This window comes from Micromonospora sp. TSRI0369, assembly GCF_001905625.1.
GTDB lineage: Bacteria > Actinomycetota > Actinomycetes > Mycobacteriales > Micromonosporaceae > Micromonospora > Micromonospora echinospora_A.
In genome coordinates this window covers 498,068-516,791 of the sequence record NZ_LIVU01000003.1, presented here as the reverse complement: position 1 = coordinate 516,791, position 18,724 = coordinate 498,068, and the positions used below count along the sequence as shown (strand labels likewise).

Here is an 18,724-nt window from a genome sequence, read left to right as displayed (position 1 = left end):
GTCAGCCGACGCGCACACCCCGATCCGGGTCTCCTCACTTGAGGAAGCGGTCCAGCGCGGCCTCGATGGTGCCGCTGTCCGGCGACGCGTACGACTTCATCGTCACCTTGTTGTAGGAGATGAAGCTCGGGCAGCGGGCGGCCGGAGCGTTCACCGTGCCGCCGTCACCGACCTTCTCGGCGGTCTTGGCGGCGTGGAACGTCAGCGTGTACCGCGAGGAGATGTAGTCGACGGTGACGACCTTGTCCTCGCTGTTCTTGTACTGGCACTTCTTCGGCGTGCCCTCGCTGCCCTCGACCATTTTCAGGCAGCCGATGACGGACACGGTGGCGAAGTCCGCCGACTTGGCGTAGTACGGCTTGGCCGAGCTGACCGTCTTCTGCGACCAGAACGTCGGCCGGTCCGGGGAGTTGGAGAAGACGTACGCCTTCGAGCCCGCCGGCGCGGTGTACGGGGCGGCGTTGAGGATCGGTCCCCCGTCGCAGACCGCCGACATCTCGCTGGCGTACCGCGCGGTGATCGCGTCGTTGTTGGTGGGTCCGTCCGGCCCGGGCGACTCCGGCCCGTCCGCGCTGGGGGTCGCGGACGGACTGCCGTCCGGGCCGGGGGTGGCACTGCCCGAGGCCACCGGCTTCGGGTCCTCCTCGTCGCCGTTGAAGGCGACGTAGGCGAGGCCGCCGCCGCAGCAGAGCAGGGTCAGCGTGACCGCGCCGGCGGCGAGGCCGACGATCAGCCCTTTGCTCTTGCCGCCGCCGCCCTGCGGCGTGCCGGGCGCGTAGGGCGCGGCCGGCGGCGGGAAGCCGGCCTGCCCCGGGTACGACACCGCGGGCTGCGGCGCCCCGTACGGCGCACCGGAGGCGGGCTGTGATCCGTAGGGTGCGCCGGAAGCGGGCTGGGCGCCGTACGGCGCGCCGGAGGCCGGCTGTGATCCGTAGGGCGCACCTGACGCCGGTGGCGAGCCGTAGGGCGCACCTGACGCCGGTGGCGAACCGTAGGGCGCGCCGGAGGCCGGCTGGGCGCCGTACGGGGCGTTCGGGTCGGGCTGGTTGCCCCACGCTCCGGCGTTCGGGTCCGGATAGCCTCCGTAGGGAGGGTGATTGTCACTCATCTGAGGTTCTTCCACCTGTCGTCCGTGGTTCCGGCGATCAACCACTTCGCAGCGTAATGACGGCTGCAAATCCAGGATCGCCGACATTCGATCGGTCGTTCACCAGCCGTGCCGGGGTGGCTCCGGTGCGTGCCTTCGCGAATCCGGCCCCGGCCCGCCCACCAGGGGTGACGGCGCCGGGGAGCGTTGCGCCGCAACGAATCGACCCATGGGCACGCTCTTCCCACCCGGCTCCGAACCCGCCGAAAAGTGTGACGTACGCAACATCGGCAGCCGCGTGCCCGACCCCTCGCCGGGCGGCGCCGGACCACATCCCGGGACACCTTTTAATGAGCCCTGTCTATATTGACGTACGTCACAGGCGTGGACAGAATCCCAGCACCACCACCAGGACCCCTCCGGGAGGGCCCCATGAACCGTCCCCGTCTGCCGCTGATACGGACCGCCACCCGACTCGCCGCGGTCGCCGCGGCCACCGCCGGCGTGCTGCTCGCGGTCACCGCACCCGCCGTCGCCGCCGCGCCCACCGGGCGGTACGTGGCGCTCGGCGACTCCTACACCTCCGCCCCGCTCGTGCCCACCCAGATCGACCTGAACTGCCTGCGCTCCAACCGCAACTACCCGTCCCTGGTCGCGGCGTCCGCCGGCTCGTCGTCGTTCGCCGACGTGAGCTGCTCCGGGGCCACCACCGAGGACATCCTGTACGGCGGCGACGGCGCGCTGGGGATCGCGCTGCCGCCGCAGGTCAACGCGGTCACCGCCGGCGCGGCGCTGGTCACGGTCCAGATCGGCGGCAACGACATCGGCTTCTCCGGCATCATCGGCGACTGCGCCGAGGCGAGCGTGAGCAGTCCCCTCGGCTCGCCCTGCAAGGACCGGTTCACCGCGGGCGGCACCGACCAGTTGCGGGCCCGGGTCGCCGCCACCGCGCCGAAGGTGACAGCGGTCCTGCGGGCGGTCCGCCAGGCCGCGCCGAACGCGCGCGTGGTGGTGCTCGGCTACCCGGCGATCCTGCCCGACAGCGGGTACGGCTGCTGGCCGGTGGTGCCGATCGCCTACCAGGACGTGCCGTACCTGCGTGGCGTCCAGAAGGCGCTCAACACGATGCTCGCCGACACCGCGGCGGCGGGCGGGGCGAGCTACGCCGACGTCTACACCCCGTCGATCGGCCGGGACGCGTGCAAGAGCAGCGGCACCCGCTGGGTGGAGGGGCTGGTGCCGCAGAACTCCGCCGCGCCGTTCCACCCGAACGCCCGGGGCGAGCAGGGCATGGCCACCGCCCTGCTGGCGCACCTGAACTGACCCGGCCCGGGTGAGCCGGTCCCGCCACGGCGGGACCGGCTCATGTCCCGCGGCTCAGACCCGGGTGATGCGGACCGCGTCGGCGACCACGTACCCGGTCCCGGCGCTCCAGCGGCTGACCCCGACCTTGTCGCCGGTCCCGGCGGCGAGCGTGAACACGCCGAGCGAGACCCAGCGTCCGCCGCCGGCGCGCTGGTCGACAGCCACCGTCCGGTTGCCGGTCGTGGTGGCCACCAGGTACGGGGTGCGGTCGTTGTAGCCGCTGTCGGCCGGGTACCACACCGAGACCTCGTAGCTGCCGGTCACCGGCAGGGTCGCCCGGTACCAGGCGACGTCGCTCGCCGCCGTCGGCGTGGCGAAGCGGTAGTCGGTGCCGTACCGCTGCCCGGAGTACGCCGAGGTGCCCCACGCCGCGCCGGCGGTGAACCCGCCCGCCGTGCCGTTGTCCACTGTCACGCTCCACGGCGCGGGCGTCGCCGTGCCGGCCCGGACGTCGAGGTAGTTGCGGTCGATCTTCATGGTCACGCCGCCCCACGTCTCGGTGACGTCCCCGGCGTACTGGTGCAGGCGCTGCTGGTCGGCGTAGCGGTCGTCGGCGCAGTACGTGCCCCCGTCGGTGTCCGCGACGCCGTTCCACCAGGCGATCCAGATCTGGTCCAGGCGCAGGTAGCGGGTGTCGTCGTAGGCGTCGCAGACGTCCTTGATGCCGGACGAGCCGCTGGAGTACATGCCGGCGAGGTAGCCGCGCGTGTGCAGGCGCTCGACCCAGCCGGAGAGGAAGGAGAGCACCGCGGCCCGGCAGGAGGCGTTCGTCGGGTACTGCTCGATGTCGTTGTAGAGCGTGCTGCCGGCGCCGATACCGAGCGCCGCCGCCGCGGCGACCGCGCTGTCCGCCGCGGTCCTGCCCTGCCCGCGGGCGGTGGCCGGGTCGGCGGACATCTTCGGCGTACGGGTGCCGCACGGCGCCTGGTAGCCCAGCTCGATGGGGATGAGCCGCCAGCCCTTGCGGGTCTGCTCGGCCACCCAGGTCGCGGTCAGGTTGGGCTGGGCGCACGTGCGGCTGCCACCGCTGATGTAGACGCCGACCGCGCGGTACGGCGACGCGGCAAGCCAGGCGTCCATCGCGGTCTGGGACGGCGCGGTGCAGGTGTCGAAGCCCTTGCCGGTGAACGTGCCGGGCTGCGGGCCGACCGCTGCCGCGACGGCCGGCTCGGCGGTGGCTGTCGTCCCGGCGCGGGCCGGGACGGCCGGAGCCGGGACGGCCGCGGCCGCGACCACGGCGAGCAGCGTCAGGGCCGTGGTGATCGCTCTCATCGGCGCCCCTCCTGTGAAGGATTCCTCGCCGGACGGCGAGACCTGGGCAGGATTTCTACCACGCATCGACGGACGACGACAGATGGTCGTGGCGAAAGTTTTCACAATGGAAACGATCATTGAAGGGTATCGACAAGCATCCGGCGCCGGGATAGCGTGCCCACACTCACATGCGTCGATCAGTGAAGCGCCGTCACCCGAGGAGCGCCATGCCCACGTCACGATCCCCCCGTCTGCGACGCCGAGGTCTGCTCGGCGTACCCGCCCTGGTGGCCGCCGCGGTCACCGTGGCCGTCCGTCCCGGCGCGGCGCACGCGGCGCCGAAGGCCGAGTGCCTCGCCGACCTGCTCCGGGAGCAGTGATGGCCACCATTCCCTGGCTGGTGGACGTGCTGCGGGCCGCCGGCGTGCAGGTGGTGGTCGAGGGCGACTGGCTCAACCGGATGCGCTCCGGCTCGTTCGACCCGATCGGCGTGCTGTGGCACCACACCGCGGCCACGTCCAGCGCCACCAACCCGCACCCGGCGCTCAACATCTGCATCAACGGCCGGTCCGACCTGCCCGGCCCGCTCTGCCAGGCGCTCGTGGACTACCACGGCGTGTTCCACGTGATCTCGGCCGGCCGGTGCAACCACGCCGGCACCAGCGGCGGCAGCGGCCCGATCCCGGCCGGCGACGGCAACACCCTGATGATCGGGTGGGAGATCGACTACAACGGCGTCGACCAGCGGATGACCACCGCCCAGTACAACGCGAGCATCGCGGCCACCGCCGCCGTGCTCAAGCGGCTCGGCCGGGACTCCAGCTACGCGCGCGGGCACCGGGAGACCAGCACCACCGGCAAGATCGACCCGTCCTTCATCGACCTGAACACGATGCGCGCCGACGTGGCCGCCAAGATGGCCGGCGGTGGCACCGGCTGGACGTCGATAGTGGACAACGCCACGGCGGGCCGGTTCACCGCCAGCGCCAACTGGGGCACCTCGACGTACTCCGGGCAGCGCTATGGCGCCGACTACCGCTACGCGGACCCGGTCGCGGCGAGCGACGCGGCCTGGTACAAGTTCAACGTCCCCCGCACCGGCAACTACCGGGTCGAGGCGTGGTGGCCGGCGAACGCGGGCTACAACGCGGCCACGCCGTACATCGTCGCCACCACCACCGGCAACAAGACGGTCACCGTCGACCAGCGGGCGACCGGCGGGCAGTGGCGCTCGCTCGGCACGTTCACGCTGCCGGCCGGGGACGCCAACCGGGTGGCGGTCAGCCGGTGGAGCTCCGCCGCCGGCCTGGTCATCGCCGACGCGGTCCGGTTGACCGAGGTCTGACCCGGGCGTACGGACGCGGCCCGGTGGCGTCCACCCGGCCGCGTCCGGTCGTCGGTCAGCGCAGTGACCGGAAGGCCGCCCGCATCTCCTGCGCGAACAACTCCGGCTGCTCCCAGGCGGCGAAGTGCCCACCCCGGTCCAGCTGGTTGTAGTGGATCAGGTTCGGGTACGCCCGCTCCGCCCAGCTTCGCGGCGCGAGCAGGATCTCCTCCGGGAACTGGCTCACCGCGGCCGGCACCTGCACGCCCTTCGCGGCGAAGAACGACAGCGCGTTCTGCGCGTACAGCCGGGCCGAGGACACGCCGGTGTTGGTCAGCCAGTAGAGCGTGACGTTGTCCAGGATGTCGTCGCGGCTCAGGCCGCCGGGGCGACCGGCGAAGGCGGCGCAGATCAGGTCCAGGCTGGCCGCGTCGTGGTCGAGCATGAACGTCGCCAGCCCGGCCGGCGAGTCGGCGAGCGCCGTCAGCGTCTCCGGACGGGTCGTCATGATCAGCGCGTACGCGGAGTGCTTCCAGAAGAAGTCGATCCGCTCGCAGGCGGCCCGCTCCTCGTCCGAGAGCCCGGCCGGCAGCTCCGCGAGGGGGTTGTTCACGCCGGTGATGCCGCGCTGCAGCAACGCGTCGATGTCCGGCGGCACCACGCAGGGCATGTTGGTATGGATGCCGGCCAGTTCCGGCGGCGCCTGCACGCCGAGCATGTCGGTGATCAGCGCGCCCCAGTCGCCGCCCTGGGCCACGAACCGGGTGTAGCCCAGCCGCCGCATCAGCTCGGTCCAGGCGCGGGCGATGTGCTGCGGGTCCCAGCCGGGCCCGTCCGGCTTGCCGGAGAAGCCGTAGCCGGGCATCGACGGGATGACCAGGTGGAAAGCGTCCGAGGCGCGGCCGCCGTGCGCGGTCGGGTCGGTGAGCGGACCGATGATCTTCAGCTGCTCGATCACCGACCCCGGCCACCCGTGGGTGACGATCAGCGGCAGCGCGTCGTCGTGCCGGGACCGGACGTGGATGAAGTGGATGTCCAGGCCGTCGATCTCGGTGACGAAGTTCGGCAGGTCGTTGAGCCGCGTCTCGACCTTGCGCCAGTCGTACTCGGTCGCCCAGTACCGGGCCAGCGCCTGGCTGGTCTCCAGCGGCACGCCCTGGGACTGGTCGTCCACTGTCTGCCGCTCCGGCCACCGGGTGGCCGCGAGCCGGGTCCGCAGGTCCTGCAGGTCCGCCTCCGGCACGTCGACGCGGAACTCGCGGATGTCGGCGCCGGTACGCGTCGGCGTCAGGGTCTTGACGGCCACGGGCTGTCCTCCTCGGGTCGGGTCAGGGACCGAACGTGAAGACGTACGCGCGGAGACCGGGCCGCTCGGCGCGCAGGGTGAGCCGGTGCTCCCCCGGCGGCGCGCCGTCGACCAGCCGGATCATGGCCGCCCGGTCGGCGACGACCCGGCCGTCCGGGTCCACGTCGGCGCCGCGCGCGTCAGCGGCCGGTTTCCCGTCCAGCAGCACCCGAACCCCGGCCGGTCCCGCCGGTCCGGGGTCGGCCACCAGGTTCACCTCACCGGCGGTGAACGGCAGGACCAGTTCGGCGTCGGCGCCCGCTACCTCGACGTACTCGCCCTCGACCCGCCAGTCGCCGGTGAGCGCGTACGTGCCGGGCACACCCCGGTCGGCGCCCAGATAGGTCTCCGGGGTGATCCCCGCGTACGTGGGCTGCGGGCTCGTCACGAACGCGGTCACCTCCGGGGTGACCGGCGGCAGCGCGGCGCCGGGCGCGGCGGCCTCGATCAGCCGCCGGATCTCCGCCTCCGTCCGGTCGTACTCGCCCTCGCCGACCCAGCGGTCGGCCAGCCGCCCGTCGGCGTCGAAGAGGTACCTGACCGGCCAGGCGTCGTTGCGCAGGGCGCGCCAGAACGTGTAGTCGTCGTCGATGGCGACCGGGTAGGTGAGCCCGTGGTCGCGGACCGCCCGGTCGATATTCTCCGGAAGCCTGCCGAACGCGAACTCCGGCGCGTGGGCGCCGATCACCGTGAGCCCCGCGTCCCGGTAGTCACGATGCCACGCCCGCACGTAGGGGGCGGCGCGGATCCAGTTCACGCAGGTGTACTCCCAGACATCGACCAGGACCACGCGTCCGCGCAGCTCCTCCGGTGTCAACGGCGCGGAGTTCACCCACCGGTGGACGTCGATCGGCGGCAGCCGGGTCGCCACGGCAGGGCCGTCACGCGATGCGCCGGTCATGCGCGGCTCCCTTCCTCGGCGGTCCGTCGGCGGTTACCCGGACGGCACGGCTTCGAACGGCCGCCCGCCGGACCCGCGCGGCGTTTGCCGACGGCCCGGCCGGGTAGGACGCTGCGCCGCCCGAGGGCGGGCCGTGCAGGCGGCGAGGGCGGCGCGGAGGGTCGATGACGGCTGGACCAGGGCGAGCGCAGGCCCCGTCGGGCGAGGTGGTGGAGCTGCGGGTGCACGGCGTCTCCTCGGCCGGCGCCGCCGAGGTGCTGGACCGGCCGCTGGTACGGCAGGTGGCGGGCGACCGCAGCGCCGGCTTCTACCGTCCCCGTCCCGGCCTGTCCGACGAGCGCGGCACGGGCGGCGTGACGCTGGAGGCGTACCGGTGGAGCGACCTGCCCTCCGGCACCGCGCTGCGGACCCTGTCGCTGCTGTTCCTGTTTCCGTTCATGCTGATCAACGTGGCCGTGTGGATGCGGCCGGGGGACGCGCTCGGCGGCGCGGTGGTACGGGCGCTGTGCCGGGTGCTGGGGCTGAGCCTGACCTCGCTGTACGTGCTCGCCGGCGCCGGGGTCGCGCTGGACCTGGTGGCCTGGCAGTGCCTGTCCTCCCCGGCCTGCCTGTCCGACCGCGAATGGCTGTCCTGGCTGGGCGGCCGGCCGGTGGGCCTGCGGCTCGTGGTGCTGGCGCTGGTCCCGTCCGCCGCGGTGAGCCTGCTCTGGTGGGGCGCCCGGCGGCCGGGCCGCTCGTTCACCGCGTTCCGGGCGCCGGAGCGGGCGTCCGCCGGGCCACCGTTGAGCACGATCGGGCAGTGGGACACCGAGCCGCTGATGGGCCGGCTGCGTTCGATCCACATCGCGGCGGCCTTCGCCACCCTCGACGGCAGCCTCCTCGCCGCCCGGGCCGCGCAGGGCGTCCCGCCCGCCGTGGCGGCGCTGCTGGCGGTGACCGGCGCGGTCCTGCTCGCCTGCGTGGTCCTGGTCTGCGTGCCGCCGCTCGTCGACCGGGCGCCCGGCGACCCGCGACGCGACCGGATCGCCCGGACGCTGCGCGCCACCGCGATCGTCCTCACCGTCGCGGTGGCCGGCCACCTGCTGTTCGCCCCTGCCCGCTGGCGTGCCGACGGTGGCCTGCCCGGTTACGGCTCGATCCTGACCTGGCTGCTGGTGACGCACGCCGTGCTGCTGGGCGCGCTGGGCGCCGTGCTGCTCTGGCACCGCCTGCGGGCACGCGGTCACCAGCCGCCCAACGGACTCGGCGCGCTCGTGGTCGCGGCGGCGGCGGGTGGGCTCGCTGTCGCGTACTCCGCCGAACTGGTCCAGCGCGTCGCCGACCTGCTGGACCGGGGCAGGTCCCCGGCGGACGCCCTGCCGGGTCCGGCGCGCGCGTACGACTGGGCGATCTACGGCTTCTTCCGGGCGTTACTGGTCACGCTGGTGGCCGCCGCCGTGGTGGCGCTGGTGTCCCGGCGCGGCCGGCTCCGGGCCGCCCAGGCGGTGGTGGAGCGCGACTTCCCGGCGCCACCGGCCGAGGCGGCGCCCCGGCTGCGGCAGGTCCGGGCGGCGATCGTCCGGGCCCGGTTCACCGACCTGCTGGTGCCGTTGGCGGTCCTGTTCGCGATCATGGCCGGGGCGGGCGCGGCGACCACCGCGATGGCGTTGCTTCGCCCCGACCCGGGTGAGGCGCTGCAACGCCGGACGCACGTACCGGCCGAACTGGTCATGTTCGGCATCGAGGTGGGCGGTGTGGCGCTCTCGGCGGCGGTGCTCGCCGTGGTGGTCGCCGCTGTCTTCGCCTACCGCAGCCCCGGGTTCCGGCGCCACGTCGGCGTGCTCTTCGACCTCGCGACGTTCTGGCCCCGGTCCGCGCACCCGTTCGCGCCGCCCTGCTACGCCGAGCGGGCCGTGCCGGAGCTGGCCCGGCGCATCACGTTCCTGGTGCAGAGCGGCAACGGCGTGCTGCTCGCCGGGTACAGCCACGGCTCGGTGCTGGTCGCCGCCACCGTCCTGCAACTGCCCGCCGAGATCAGCGCGCGGGTCGCGCTGCTCACCTACAGCTCCCCGTTGCGCCGGCTCTACGCCCGGCTGTTCCCCGCCTACGTCGGCGACGAGATGCTGTGCGGCATCGGCGGCCGGGTCGGCTGGCGCTGGCTCAACCTGTGGCGGGACACCGACGCGGTGGGCGGATGGATCTTCTCCCCGCACCGCGCCGACGAACCGGCGGGCGTCACCGGCCCGGCGGCCACGGTGGACCGCCGGCTGCGGGATCCGGACGGCCTGGTCGCCCCGCCCGGGGACAGCGTCCCGCCGCCGATCAAGGGGCACTGGCCGGCCGAGTCCGACCAGGCGTACGGCGCCGCGGTGCGGGATCTGGCCGCCCGCCTGCGCGCCGCCGCGCCGTGACCGACGCGCCGGTCACGGCGCCGGATGGTCCGCCTCGAACCGTTCCCGGGTCAGGAACGCCAGCCGGGCCCGCTTGCCCGGCATGTCGATCTCGTCGCCGAGCGTGAAGCCCTCGATCCGCAGCCGGCGCAGCATCGCGTCGTTTCGCACGTCCGGTTCGAGCACGATCCGTCGCGCGGCCGGGTCGCGCAGCAGGAACCGCATCAGGGCCGGGAAGACGGCGCTGGTCACGCCGCGCGGATACCGCCGGGGCGGATCGAGCAGCAGGTGCGTGCCCACGTCGCCGGGAAGCGCCGGGTACCGCTCGCCGACCGGGTCCGCCTCCGGCTGGTAGGTCTGGAACAGCCCGATCGGCTCGCCGTCGAGCCGGATCAGGTACGCGTGGTGGGTGTCCAGCCCGTCGACGAACGCGTAGATCTCGCGTACCTGGTCGACTGTGTGCGAGCCCATGCCCCAGAACCGGTTGCGGGGCCGGATCACCCAGCCGTGCAGCAGTTCGGCGTCCCGGTCGGGGCGGACCGGCTCCAGCGCCAGCTCGCCGAGGCCGGGGATCCGCTCCAGGTGGATCACGTCGTCTCGTCTCCCGTCAGTGGGCCGGCGGGCACCGGGATCAACGTCCCGGCGGCCCAGTGGGTCAGTTGGTCGGCGAAGTGCGGGTCCCCGGGGCGCCCGGACGCGCCGAACGGGACGACCCAGCGGCTGGCCGCCCGGTCGGTCAGGTCCCACACGTAGCGGGCCACCGGGCCGCGCCAGCAGGCGTCGGAGACGCCCGGCACGCTGGAGGTCGCCAGCACGCAGTCGGTGTCGCCGGACAGCGCCACCCCCTCCCGCATCGCGGTCACCGCGTCGGTGACCGCCGGGGCGACACCCAGGTGCACCGGGTGCAGCAGGTGCCGGCTGCCCCACGCGCCGGGCGCCGGACCGGCGGCCACCTCGGCCAGCGCCTCGGCCGCCGGTTCCGCGAGGTCGAACCCGGCCGCGAGGTGGTCCAGCGCCAGGCCGATCCGGGCCGCCGGGTCGGTCCAGGGGGCGAACAGCTCGTCGAATCCGCACGGCTCGTCCAGGGCACGCAACAGCGGGTGTACGCGCAGCCGCCGGGCCAGAGCCGCCCGCCAGGCCGCGTACGCGCCGGCCTCGGCCGATCCGGCCGCCATCGCGCGGTCCCATCGGCGCAGCCGCCGCAGCAGCGCGCGGGCGGGTTCGTCGAGCCGGCCCGGGTCGAGCCGGTCGAGCAGCCGGTACAGCGGTCCGGCCGGGAGCCGGTCGTCGGTGTGCACTGCGGACGCCTCGGCGCCCTCGGCGAGCAGCGCGCGGATCCGGCGCGCCCGGTGCGGCGGGGCGAAGTCGTCGCCGTGCGCGGCCACGTCGTCGCGGCGGTCGTTGGCGCACACCGTCACGCCGTCGACCGGCTCGTCCACCGGCGGCAGGTAGTCGCCCCGCCACCGGTAGGCCGGCTCCCAGGCCGGCACCGGCTCCCGGCGGCACCGCTCGTCGCGTACCGGGACCAGCCCGGCGACCAGCCGGCGGACGCCGCCCTCGGTGTCGGCGACGAGCACGCTGTTGACCGGCTCGACCCAGTGGCGCAGCGCGTCGGCGACGTCCCCGGCGCGCCGGGCGCGCAGCAGCGGCAGCAGCGCCTCGAAGCCGAGCCGGGCCTCCACCCGGCTCGGGGCGCGAAGCGCGATCGCCTCGCCGGTGACCCGGTCGTGGTCGATCACCGGGCCGCGCGGCGTCTCGATCACCTCGACCGTCTCCGGGTCGCCGCCGCGGACCTCGATCTCCTCGACGTGGTACGAGACCGGGGTCCAGCCGTCGACGTCGCGCGCCAGCACCCGGTCGCCGTCGCGGCGCAGCCGCTCGCGGTAGAGGTCCTGGTAGTCGGCCATCGCGTTGGTGACTGCCCAGGCCACATGCCCGGTGTGGCCGAAGTGCGGCAGGCCCGGTACACCGGGGAAGGCGAGGCCGACCACGTCGAACTCCGGGCAGGCCAGCCGGACCTGCTGGTAGACGCCGGGCAGTTCGAGCAGCCGGTGCGGGTCCCCGGCGATCAGCGGGCCGCGCCCGCTGGCCGGGTCGGCGGGCAGCGCCCAGGCGTTGCTGCCCGCCGACGCCGGTCCCTCCACGGCGAACAGTCCGGCCGCTTCGGGGCCGAGCGTGCGGGCCACGTGCGTGCGCCAGAGCTTGTTCGGGAAGGTGGAGAAGAGCACGTGCTGGACGAGGAACACGCCGAGCGGCGACCAGGGGCGCCAGGGTTCGGGCGCGCTGCCGGTGGCGGCGAACTCGGGCGCGGCGGCGGCGCCCTCGGCGAGTCCGGAGTTGACCCCGTCGACGTACGCCTCGGCCCATCGCCGGGTGTCCGGGTCCAGCCGCTCGTAGCAGCGCCGGGCGGTGTCGTCCAGCCGTACGCGGCGGGCGAACCGGTCCCATGCCAGCTCGGACGGGCCGACGTGGGCGGCCAGGCGGCCCTCGGCGCGCCATCGTTCGACGCTGATCTGCCACGCCCGGTCCGTCGCGGCGACCCGGCCCTGCAGGCGGGCCAGCGCGTCGGCGTCGCCGGCCCACAGCTGGGGCACGCCCCACCTGTCGCGATCCACGCGCGTCACCGTCTTGCCCCGCCCTGGCGCGCCGGGCGGCGATTCCGTTCCACAGTCAACTTAGGATAACCTCCCCTAACCGACGGCGACCTTACCGCGACAGGCGGGAAGCGCCAACCGGCGGTACATCCGGGACAAAGCATCCCGAGTCGCGCTTGCTAGTTAGGTCAGCCTAACCTAACCTGATCGCCGCGGCTCTGGCCGCACGCCCTGTCCGTACGACCGCTGGGAAGTCGCATGAGTTCGATCGGGAGCCCGACCGGCGCCGCGCCCACCGACACCGGCCGCGCCGCCGCCACGGCCCGCGGCCACCTGTTCAACGCCGGCTCGCTCGGGCGGTACCGGGACGTGCTGGCGCGCGGCGTCGACCGGATCGCCCGGCGGGTCGGTGAGGTGGACACGCCGTTCACCGGCGTCACGCCCGACGAGCTGGCGCCGCTCATCGGCGGCATCGACCTCGACCGGCCGCTGGGCGACACCGACGCCGCTCTGGACGAGCTGCACGACGTGTGGCTGCGCGACGCGGTCTGGTTCCACCACCCGCGCTACCTCGCCCACCTCAACTGCCCGGTGGTCATCCCGGCACTGCTCGGCGAGGCGGTGCTCAGCGCGGTGAACTCCTCACTGGACACCTGGGACCAGAGCGCGGGGGCCACGCTGATGGAGCGGCGGCTGATCGAGTGGACGGCCGGGCGGATCGGGCTGGGTCCGACCGCCGACGGCGTGTTCACCAGCGGCGGCACCCAGTCGAACCTCCAGGCCATGCTGCTCGCCCGGGAGGAGGCGTACCGCCGGGCGGTGGGCGGCGCGGCCACCCGGCCCGACCGGCCGCAGGTGCTGTCCCGGCTGCGCGTCATCACCTCCGCGGCCGGGCACTTCAGCGTGCAGAAGGCCGCCAAGCTGCTCGGCCTGGCCGCCGACGCGGTGCTCACCGTGCCCACCGACGCCACCCGCCGGATGCGCGCCGACGAGCTGGCCCGCACGATCGACCGCTGCCACCGCGACGGTGAGGTGGTGATGGCCGTCGTCGCCACCGCCGGCACCACCGACTTCGGCAGCATCGACCCGCTGCCGGAGATCGCCGACATCTGCGCCGACGCGGGCGTCTGGATGCACGTCGACGCCGCGTACGGCTGCGGGCTGCTCGTCTCCCCCACCCGCCGGCACCTGCTCGACGGCATCGAGCGGGCCACCTCGGTGACAGTCGACTACCACAAGTCGTTCTTCCAGCCGGTCAGCTCCAGCGCGCTGCTGGTACGCGACGGCCGGGCACTGCGCCACGCCACCTGGCACGCCGACTACCTCAACCCGGCCCGCGCGGTCGAGCAGGGCATCCCGAACCAGGTCGACAAGAGCATCCAAACGACCCGCCGGTTCGACGCCTGCAAGCTCTGGCTGACCCTGCGGATCATGGGGCCGGACGCGGTCGGCACGCTGTTCGACCAGGTCGTCGACCTCGCCGGGCAGGCGTGGCGGCGCCTCGACGCCGATCCCCGGTTCGAGGTGGCCGCGCCGTCGCAGCTGAGCACAGTGGTCTTCCGCTACCGGCCACCCGGGCTCGCCCCCGACCTGGCCGACGAGGCCAACCTGCACGCCCGCGAGGCGCTGGCCGCCTCCGGCGCCGCCCTGGTCGCCGGCACCAAGGTCGACGGCGCGCACCACCTGAAACTCACGCTGCTCAACCCCGAGACCACTGTGGACGACATCGCCCACGTGCTGGACCTCATCGCCGACCACGCCGCCTGGTACGCCCGGACCGCGACCGCCGCCGAGCTGTCCTGCCCGGTCGGCTGACCCCCGTCGAGGAGAACGAGAACCCCATGTCGACCCACGACTTCATCGCCGTCGGGCTGGGCCCCTACAACCTCGGCCTGGCCTGCCTCACCGCACCGATCAACGACCTCGACGGGCTGTTCCTGGAGGCCCGCGACAGCTTCGACTGGCATCCCGGCATGCTGCTGGAATCCACCCGGCTCCAGACGCCGTTCATCGCCGACCTGGTGACGCTCGCGGACCCCACCTCGCCGTACTCGTTCCTCAGCTACCTGAAGGAGACCGGCCGGCTCTACCCGTTCTACATCCGGGAGAGCTTCTTCCCGCTGCGCGCCGAGTACAACGACTACTGCCGCTGGGCCGCCGCCAAGCTGCCGAACCTGCGCTTCCGGCACGCCGTCACCGCCGTCGAGTACGACGAGACCGACGACCGGTACGTGGTGCGCGCCGACACGCCGGACGGGCCGGTCACCCACCGGGCCCGGCACCTCGTGCTCGGCACCGGCACGCCGCCGTACCTGCCGCCGGCCTGCGCCGGACTCGGCGGTGACCTGATCCACAACTCGCGCTACCTGGAGCACCGGGAAGCGCTGCGGGCCAAGGACAGCATCACGATCGTCGGCAGCGGCCAGAGCGCCGCCGAGATCTACCACGACCTGCTCGGCGACATCGACACGTACGGCTACCAGCTCACCTGGGTTACCCGCTCGCCGCGGTTCTTCCCGCTGGAGTACACCAAGCTGACGCTGGAGATGACCTCGCCGGACTACGTGGACTACTTCCACGCGCTGCCCGAGCCGACCCGCTACGCGCTGGAGGCCGCACAGAAGCCGCTGTTCAAGGGCATCAACGCCGACCTGATCAACGACATCTACGACCTGCTGTACGCCAAGAGCCTGCACGGACCGGCGCCGACCCGCCTGCTGACGAACACCGAGCTGGTCGAGGCGGCGTACGCCGACGGCCGCTACCGGCTCGGACTGCGCCACACCGAGCAGGACCGCGCGTTCACGCTGGAGACCGAAGGGCTGGTGCTGGCCACCGGCTACCACTACCGGGTGCCGGAGTTCCTCGCGCCGGTACGCGACCGGCTGCGCTTCGACACGCACGGCCGCTTCGACGTGGCCCGCAACTACAGCGTCGACCACACCGGCCGCCGGGTGTTCCTGCAGAACGGGGGCACGCACACGCACAGCATCACCTCGCCCGACCTGGGCATGGGCCCGTACCGCAACTCGTGGCTGATCCGGGAGATGACCGGCCGGGAGCACTACCCGGTGGAGAAGACCATCGCGTTCCAGGAGTTCGGCGCGCCCGCCGGAGCGCCGGCATGAGCGAGCGCACGACCACCTTCACCCGCGTCGACGACGCGCTGGGCGAGTTCACGCTGCGCCCGCTGGACCCGGACGCCGACGCGGCGCTGCTGCACCGCTGGGTCACCCATCCCAAGTCCGCGTTCTGGCTGATGCAGGACGCCGACGTGGACGCCGTCGCCGCCGAGTACCGGCGCATCGCCGACCACCCGCACCACGACGCGTACCTCGGGTCGTGGCGCGGCACCCCGGCGTTCCTGGCCGAACGGTACGACCCGGCCCACGTCGAGCTGGCCGGCCTGTACGACCCGGAGCCCGGCGACGTCGGCATGCACTTCCTCTGCGCACCAGCCGACACGCCGGTGCACGGCTTCACCCGCGCCGTCATCACCACGGTGATGGCCTGGCTGTTCGCCGACCCCGCCACCCGCCGCGTGGTGGTCGAGCCGGACGTGCGCAACACCGCAGTGCACGCGCTCAACGCCGCCGTCGGCTTCACGGTCGTCGGTCCGATCCGCAAGCCCGAGAAGGAGGCGCTGCTCAGCGTCTGCACCCGGGACCAGTTCCGGGCCGCCACCGGCGCGCCCGCCACCCAGGAAGGGGCACCGGCGTGAACGCCAGCGCATCAGTGGACCACCTGACCCCCGAGGCGTGGGCGACGGCCAACCGGCTGCTGGTGCGCAAGGCGCTCGCCGAGTTCGCCCACGAACGCCTGATCACCCCCGAGCCCAGCGGCCCCGGCCAGTGGCTCGTCCGCAGCGACGACGGCGCCGTCGAGTACCGGTTCGCCGCGCGGCGGCTGGCGCTGGACCACTGGCAGATCGACCCGGACAGCATCGTGCGCCGCCGCGACGGCGCGGACCTGCCGCCGGACGCCGTGGATCTCTGCGTGGAGCTGCGCGCCGCGCTCGGCCTCACCGACGCGATCCTGCCGGTCTACCTGGAGGAGATCACCTCCACGCTGGCCGGGACCGCGTACAAGCTGGCCAAGCCCGCGGTGAGCGCCGCCGAGCTGGCCGCCGCCGGGTTCCAGGCGATCGAGACCGGCATGACCGAGGGTCATCCCTGCTTCGTGGCGAACAACGGCCGCATCGGCTTCGGCGTGCACGAATACCACGCGTACGCCCCGGAGGCCGCCGCGCCGGTACGGCTGCTCTGGCTCGCCGCGCACCGCGACCACACCACGTTCACCTGCGCCGACGACCTCGACTACGACACGCTGGTGCGGGCCGAGCTGGGCGAGGAGACGCTGGCCGGGTTCACCGCCACGCTCACCGGGCTGGGCCTGGACCCGGCCGACTACCTGCTCGTGCCGGTGCACCCGTGGCAGTGGTGGAACAAGCTCGCCGTCACGTTCGCCGGTGAGGTGGCCGCGCGCCGGCTGGTCTGCCTCGGCGAAGGCCCGGACGAATACCTCGCGCAGCAGTCCATCCGCACCTTCTTCAACGTCAGCGACCCGGCCAAGCACTACGTGAAGACCGCGCTGTCGGTGCTGAACATGGGCTTCATGCGCGGCCTGTCCGCCGCGTACATGGAGGCGACGCCCGCGATCAACGACTGGCTGGCCGGGCTGATCGAGAACGACCCGGTGCTCAAGCGCACCGGCCTGTCGATCATCCGGGAGCGGGCCGCGATCGGTTACCGGCACCGGCAGTACGAGGCGGCGACCGACAGGTACTCCCCGTACCGGAAGATGCTGGCGGCGCTCTGGCGGGAGAGCCCGGTCCCGGCCCTGGAGCCGGGGCGGCGGCTGGCCACCATGGCGTCGTTGCTGCACCTGGACCGCGACGGGCGGTCCCTCGCGGCCGCGCTGATCGACGAGTCCGGGCTGACCCCGGCCGACTGGCTGCGCCGCTACCTGGACGCCTACCTGGTGCCGCTGCTGCACAGCCTGTACGCCTACGACCTGGCGTTCATGCCGCACGGCGAGAACGTCATCCTGGTGTTGCGCGACGGCGTGGTCGAACGGGTCGTCTTCAAGGACATCGCCGAGGAGATCGTGGTGATGGACCCGGACGCGGACCTGCCGGAGCGGGCACGGCGGATCCAGGCCGCGATCCCGGAGGACGAGAAGATCCTGTCCATCTTCACCGACGTTTTCGACTGCTTCCTGCGGCACCTCAGCGCCGCCCTGCACACCCAGGGCGTGCTCGACCAGGACGAGTTCTGGCGTACGGTCGCCGCGTGCGCCACCGGCTACGCCGAGACCGTGCCGCACCTGGCCGACCGGATGCGCCGGCACGACCTGTTCGCGCCGGAGTTCACGCTGTCCTGCCTCAACCGGCTCCAGTTGCGCAACAACCAGCAGATGGTGGACCTGTCCGACCCGTCGGCCGCGTTGCAGTTCGCCGGCACGCTGGTCAACCCGCTCGCCCCGTACGGGCCGCGCGGATGACGAAGCGGGCCGGCGCGCCGTGCGCCGGCCCGCTCCAACGGCGGTGGGGACGATCAGTTCTCCGCGCGACCGGCCCGCCAGTAGCCCATGAACGCCACCGCGCGCCGGTCCATGCCCCGCTCGGTGACCAGGTGCCGGCGCAGCCCGCGGATCACCGCCGCCTCCCCGGCGAGCCAGGCGTAGACCGCCGCGCCGTCGGGCCGTTCCGGCACCTCCCAGAGGATGTCCCGGTCCACGTCCACCTCGGCCAGCGGCGCGGCGCCCGCCGCGACCGGTACGGGCACCAGCCGGCCGGCGAGGCTCGTCACGGCCTGGGTGAGCCGGCTGCCGTGCGGGGCGCCGGCCCGGGGCAGCCAGGTCACGGTGACGCCGGCCGGGGCCCGGCAGGGCAGTTCGTCGCCGGCCTCCGGCACCTCCACGAGCGCGTGCCCGCGCACGTCGGCGGGCAGCCGCTCCAGGATCGCGCAGATCGCCGGCGCGGCGGTCTCGTCGCCGGCCAGCAGCAGCGTCGCGCCGGCCGGCGGCTGGAACTCGACCCCGCCGTGCGGGCCGTCCCACCCGGCATCGGGGCCGACCACAGCGATCCGGTCGCCGAGGCGTGCACGCCGCGCCCAGCGGGTGGCCGGGCCGCCGTCGCCGTGCAGCGCCATGTCCACGTCCACCTCGTACGCCTCGGGGCGGACCGCGCGGACCGTGTAGGTGCGGATCGGGCTGCGCAGCCCGTCCGGCAGCTCACGCCACCGCTGGAACCAGTCCGGCCCGTCGGGCAGCTCCCCGGACGCGCCGTCGACCGGCGGCAGGGCCAGCTTGATCCGCTGGTCGTACCCGTTGTCGGCGAACCGGTCCAGGTCCGGGCCGGTGAGCGTCACGCGCAGGAACGACGGGCCGAGGCGGCGCAGCGCGCGGACCTCGACGGCGAAGACGCGCCAGGGCGCGACGGCCAGGGTGCTGGTCATGCGTTATTCCTCTCACGGCCGGCGGGC

General features: G+C 73.6%; 15 protein-coding genes. 8 read left to right on the top strand and 7 right to left on the bottom strand.

Annotated features, from left to right (window positions below; all coding sequences use genetic code 11):
• Positions 1-34: 34 nt before the first annotated feature.
• Positions 35-823: a hypothetical protein gene (locus AMK25_RS11130; protein ID WP_241826322.1), complete on the bottom strand. Its 789-nt coding sequence runs from the start codon at positions 821-823 to the stop codon at positions 35-37.
• A gap of 696 nt (positions 824-1,519) precedes the next feature.
• On the opposite strand from AMK25_RS11130, the gene AMK25_RS11125 reads away from it, so the two are divergent.
• Positions 1,520-2,410, top strand: coding sequence for an SGNH/GDSL hydrolase family protein (locus AMK25_RS11125; RefSeq protein ID WP_073828173.1), 891 nt, complete (start codon positions 1,520-1,522; stop codon positions 2,408-2,410).
• A 54-nt stretch (positions 2,411-2,464) separates the two neighbouring features.
• Here the strand turns inward: AMK25_RS11125 and AMK25_RS11120 are convergent, their stop codons facing one another.
• Entirely contained in the window at positions 2,465-3,724 is a 1,260-nt protein-coding gene (locus AMK25_RS11120; RefSeq protein ID WP_073828170.1) for a glycoside hydrolase domain-containing protein, read from the bottom strand.
• A gap of 209 nt (positions 3,725-3,933) precedes the next feature.
• Between AMK25_RS11120 and AMK25_RS32375 the strand changes: the two genes are divergently transcribed.
• Both AMK25_RS32375 and AMK25_RS11115 read left to right on the top strand, forming a co-directional pair.
• Positions 3,934-4,086 (top strand): hypothetical protein, encoded by a 153-nt coding sequence (locus tag AMK25_RS32375; protein ID WP_174533668.1) that lies wholly within the window; start codon positions 3,934-3,936, stop codon positions 4,084-4,086.
• Positions 4,086-5,051, top strand: a complete 966-nt coding sequence (locus tag AMK25_RS11115) for a golvesin C-terminal-like domain-containing protein (RefSeq protein ID WP_073828168.1) — start codon at positions 4,086-4,088, stop codon at positions 5,049-5,051. The genes AMK25_RS32375 and AMK25_RS11115 overlap by 1 nt, the downstream gene beginning before the upstream one ends.
• A gap of 55 nt (positions 5,052-5,106) precedes the next feature.
• Here AMK25_RS11115 and AMK25_RS11110 read toward each other — a convergent pair whose 3' ends face one another.
• Together AMK25_RS11110 and AMK25_RS11105 are read right to left on the bottom strand one after the other, a co-directional pair.
• Entirely contained in the window at positions 5,107-6,336 is a 1,230-nt protein-coding gene (locus tag AMK25_RS11110; RefSeq protein ID WP_073828165.1) for an epoxide hydrolase family protein, read from the bottom strand.
• 22 nt (positions 6,337-6,358) lie between these two features.
• On the bottom strand, positions 6,359-7,276 hold the full coding sequence (locus tag AMK25_RS11105; RefSeq protein ID WP_073828163.1) for a redoxin: 918 nt from the start codon (positions 7,274-7,276) through the stop codon (positions 6,359-6,361).
• A gap of 164 nt (positions 7,277-7,440) precedes the next feature.
• Between AMK25_RS11105 and AMK25_RS11100 the strand changes: the two genes are divergently transcribed.
• Entirely contained in the window at positions 7,441-9,666 is a 2,226-nt protein-coding gene (locus AMK25_RS11100) for a hypothetical protein (protein WP_073828161.1), read from the top strand.
• A gap of 12 nt (positions 9,667-9,678) precedes the next feature.
• Here the strand turns inward: AMK25_RS11100 and AMK25_RS11095 are convergent, their stop codons facing one another.
• Together AMK25_RS11095 and AMK25_RS11090 are read right to left on the bottom strand one after the other, a co-directional pair.
• Positions 9,679-10,236, bottom strand: coding sequence for a GNAT family N-acetyltransferase (locus tag AMK25_RS11095; RefSeq protein WP_073828158.1), 558 nt, complete (start codon positions 10,234-10,236; stop codon positions 9,679-9,681).
• Positions 10,233-12,269, bottom strand: a complete 2,037-nt coding sequence (locus tag AMK25_RS11090; RefSeq protein ID WP_073828155.1) for a penicillin acylase family protein — start codon at positions 12,267-12,269, stop codon at positions 10,233-10,235. The genes AMK25_RS11095 and AMK25_RS11090 overlap by 4 nt, the downstream gene beginning before the upstream one ends.
• Before the next feature lie 228 nt (positions 12,270-12,497).
• Here AMK25_RS11090 and AMK25_RS11085 point away from each other — a divergent pair, with 228 nt between their 5' ends.
• From AMK25_RS11085 to AMK25_RS11070, 4 genes are read left to right on the top strand one after another with little or no spacing between them, the layout of a single operon-like run.
• Entirely contained in the window at positions 12,498-14,054 is a 1,557-nt protein-coding gene (locus tag AMK25_RS11085) for a pyridoxal phosphate-dependent decarboxylase family protein (RefSeq protein ID WP_073828153.1), read from the top strand.
• 26 nt (positions 14,055-14,080) lie between these two features.
• Positions 14,081-15,367: a lysine N(6)-hydroxylase/L-ornithine N(5)-oxygenase family protein gene (locus AMK25_RS11080; RefSeq protein ID WP_073828151.1), complete on the top strand. Its 1,287-nt coding sequence runs from the start codon at positions 14,081-14,083 to the stop codon at positions 15,365-15,367.
• Entirely contained in the window at positions 15,364-15,960 is a 597-nt protein-coding gene (locus AMK25_RS11075; protein WP_073828148.1) for a GNAT family N-acetyltransferase, read from the top strand. The genes AMK25_RS11080 and AMK25_RS11075 overlap by 4 nt, the downstream gene beginning before the upstream one ends.
• A complete protein-coding gene (locus AMK25_RS11070) occupies positions 15,957-17,741 on the top strand; it encodes an IucA/IucC family protein (RefSeq protein ID WP_073828145.1) in 1,785 nt (594 codons plus the stop codon). The genes AMK25_RS11075 and AMK25_RS11070 overlap by 4 nt, the downstream gene beginning before the upstream one ends.
• A gap of 53 nt (positions 17,742-17,794) precedes the next feature.
• Here the strand turns inward: AMK25_RS11070 and AMK25_RS11065 are convergent, their stop codons facing one another.
• Positions 17,795-18,697, bottom strand: coding sequence for a siderophore-interacting protein (locus AMK25_RS11065; protein WP_073828143.1), 903 nt, complete (start codon positions 18,695-18,697; stop codon positions 17,795-17,797).
• Between the last annotated feature and the right edge of the window lie 27 nt (positions 18,698-18,724).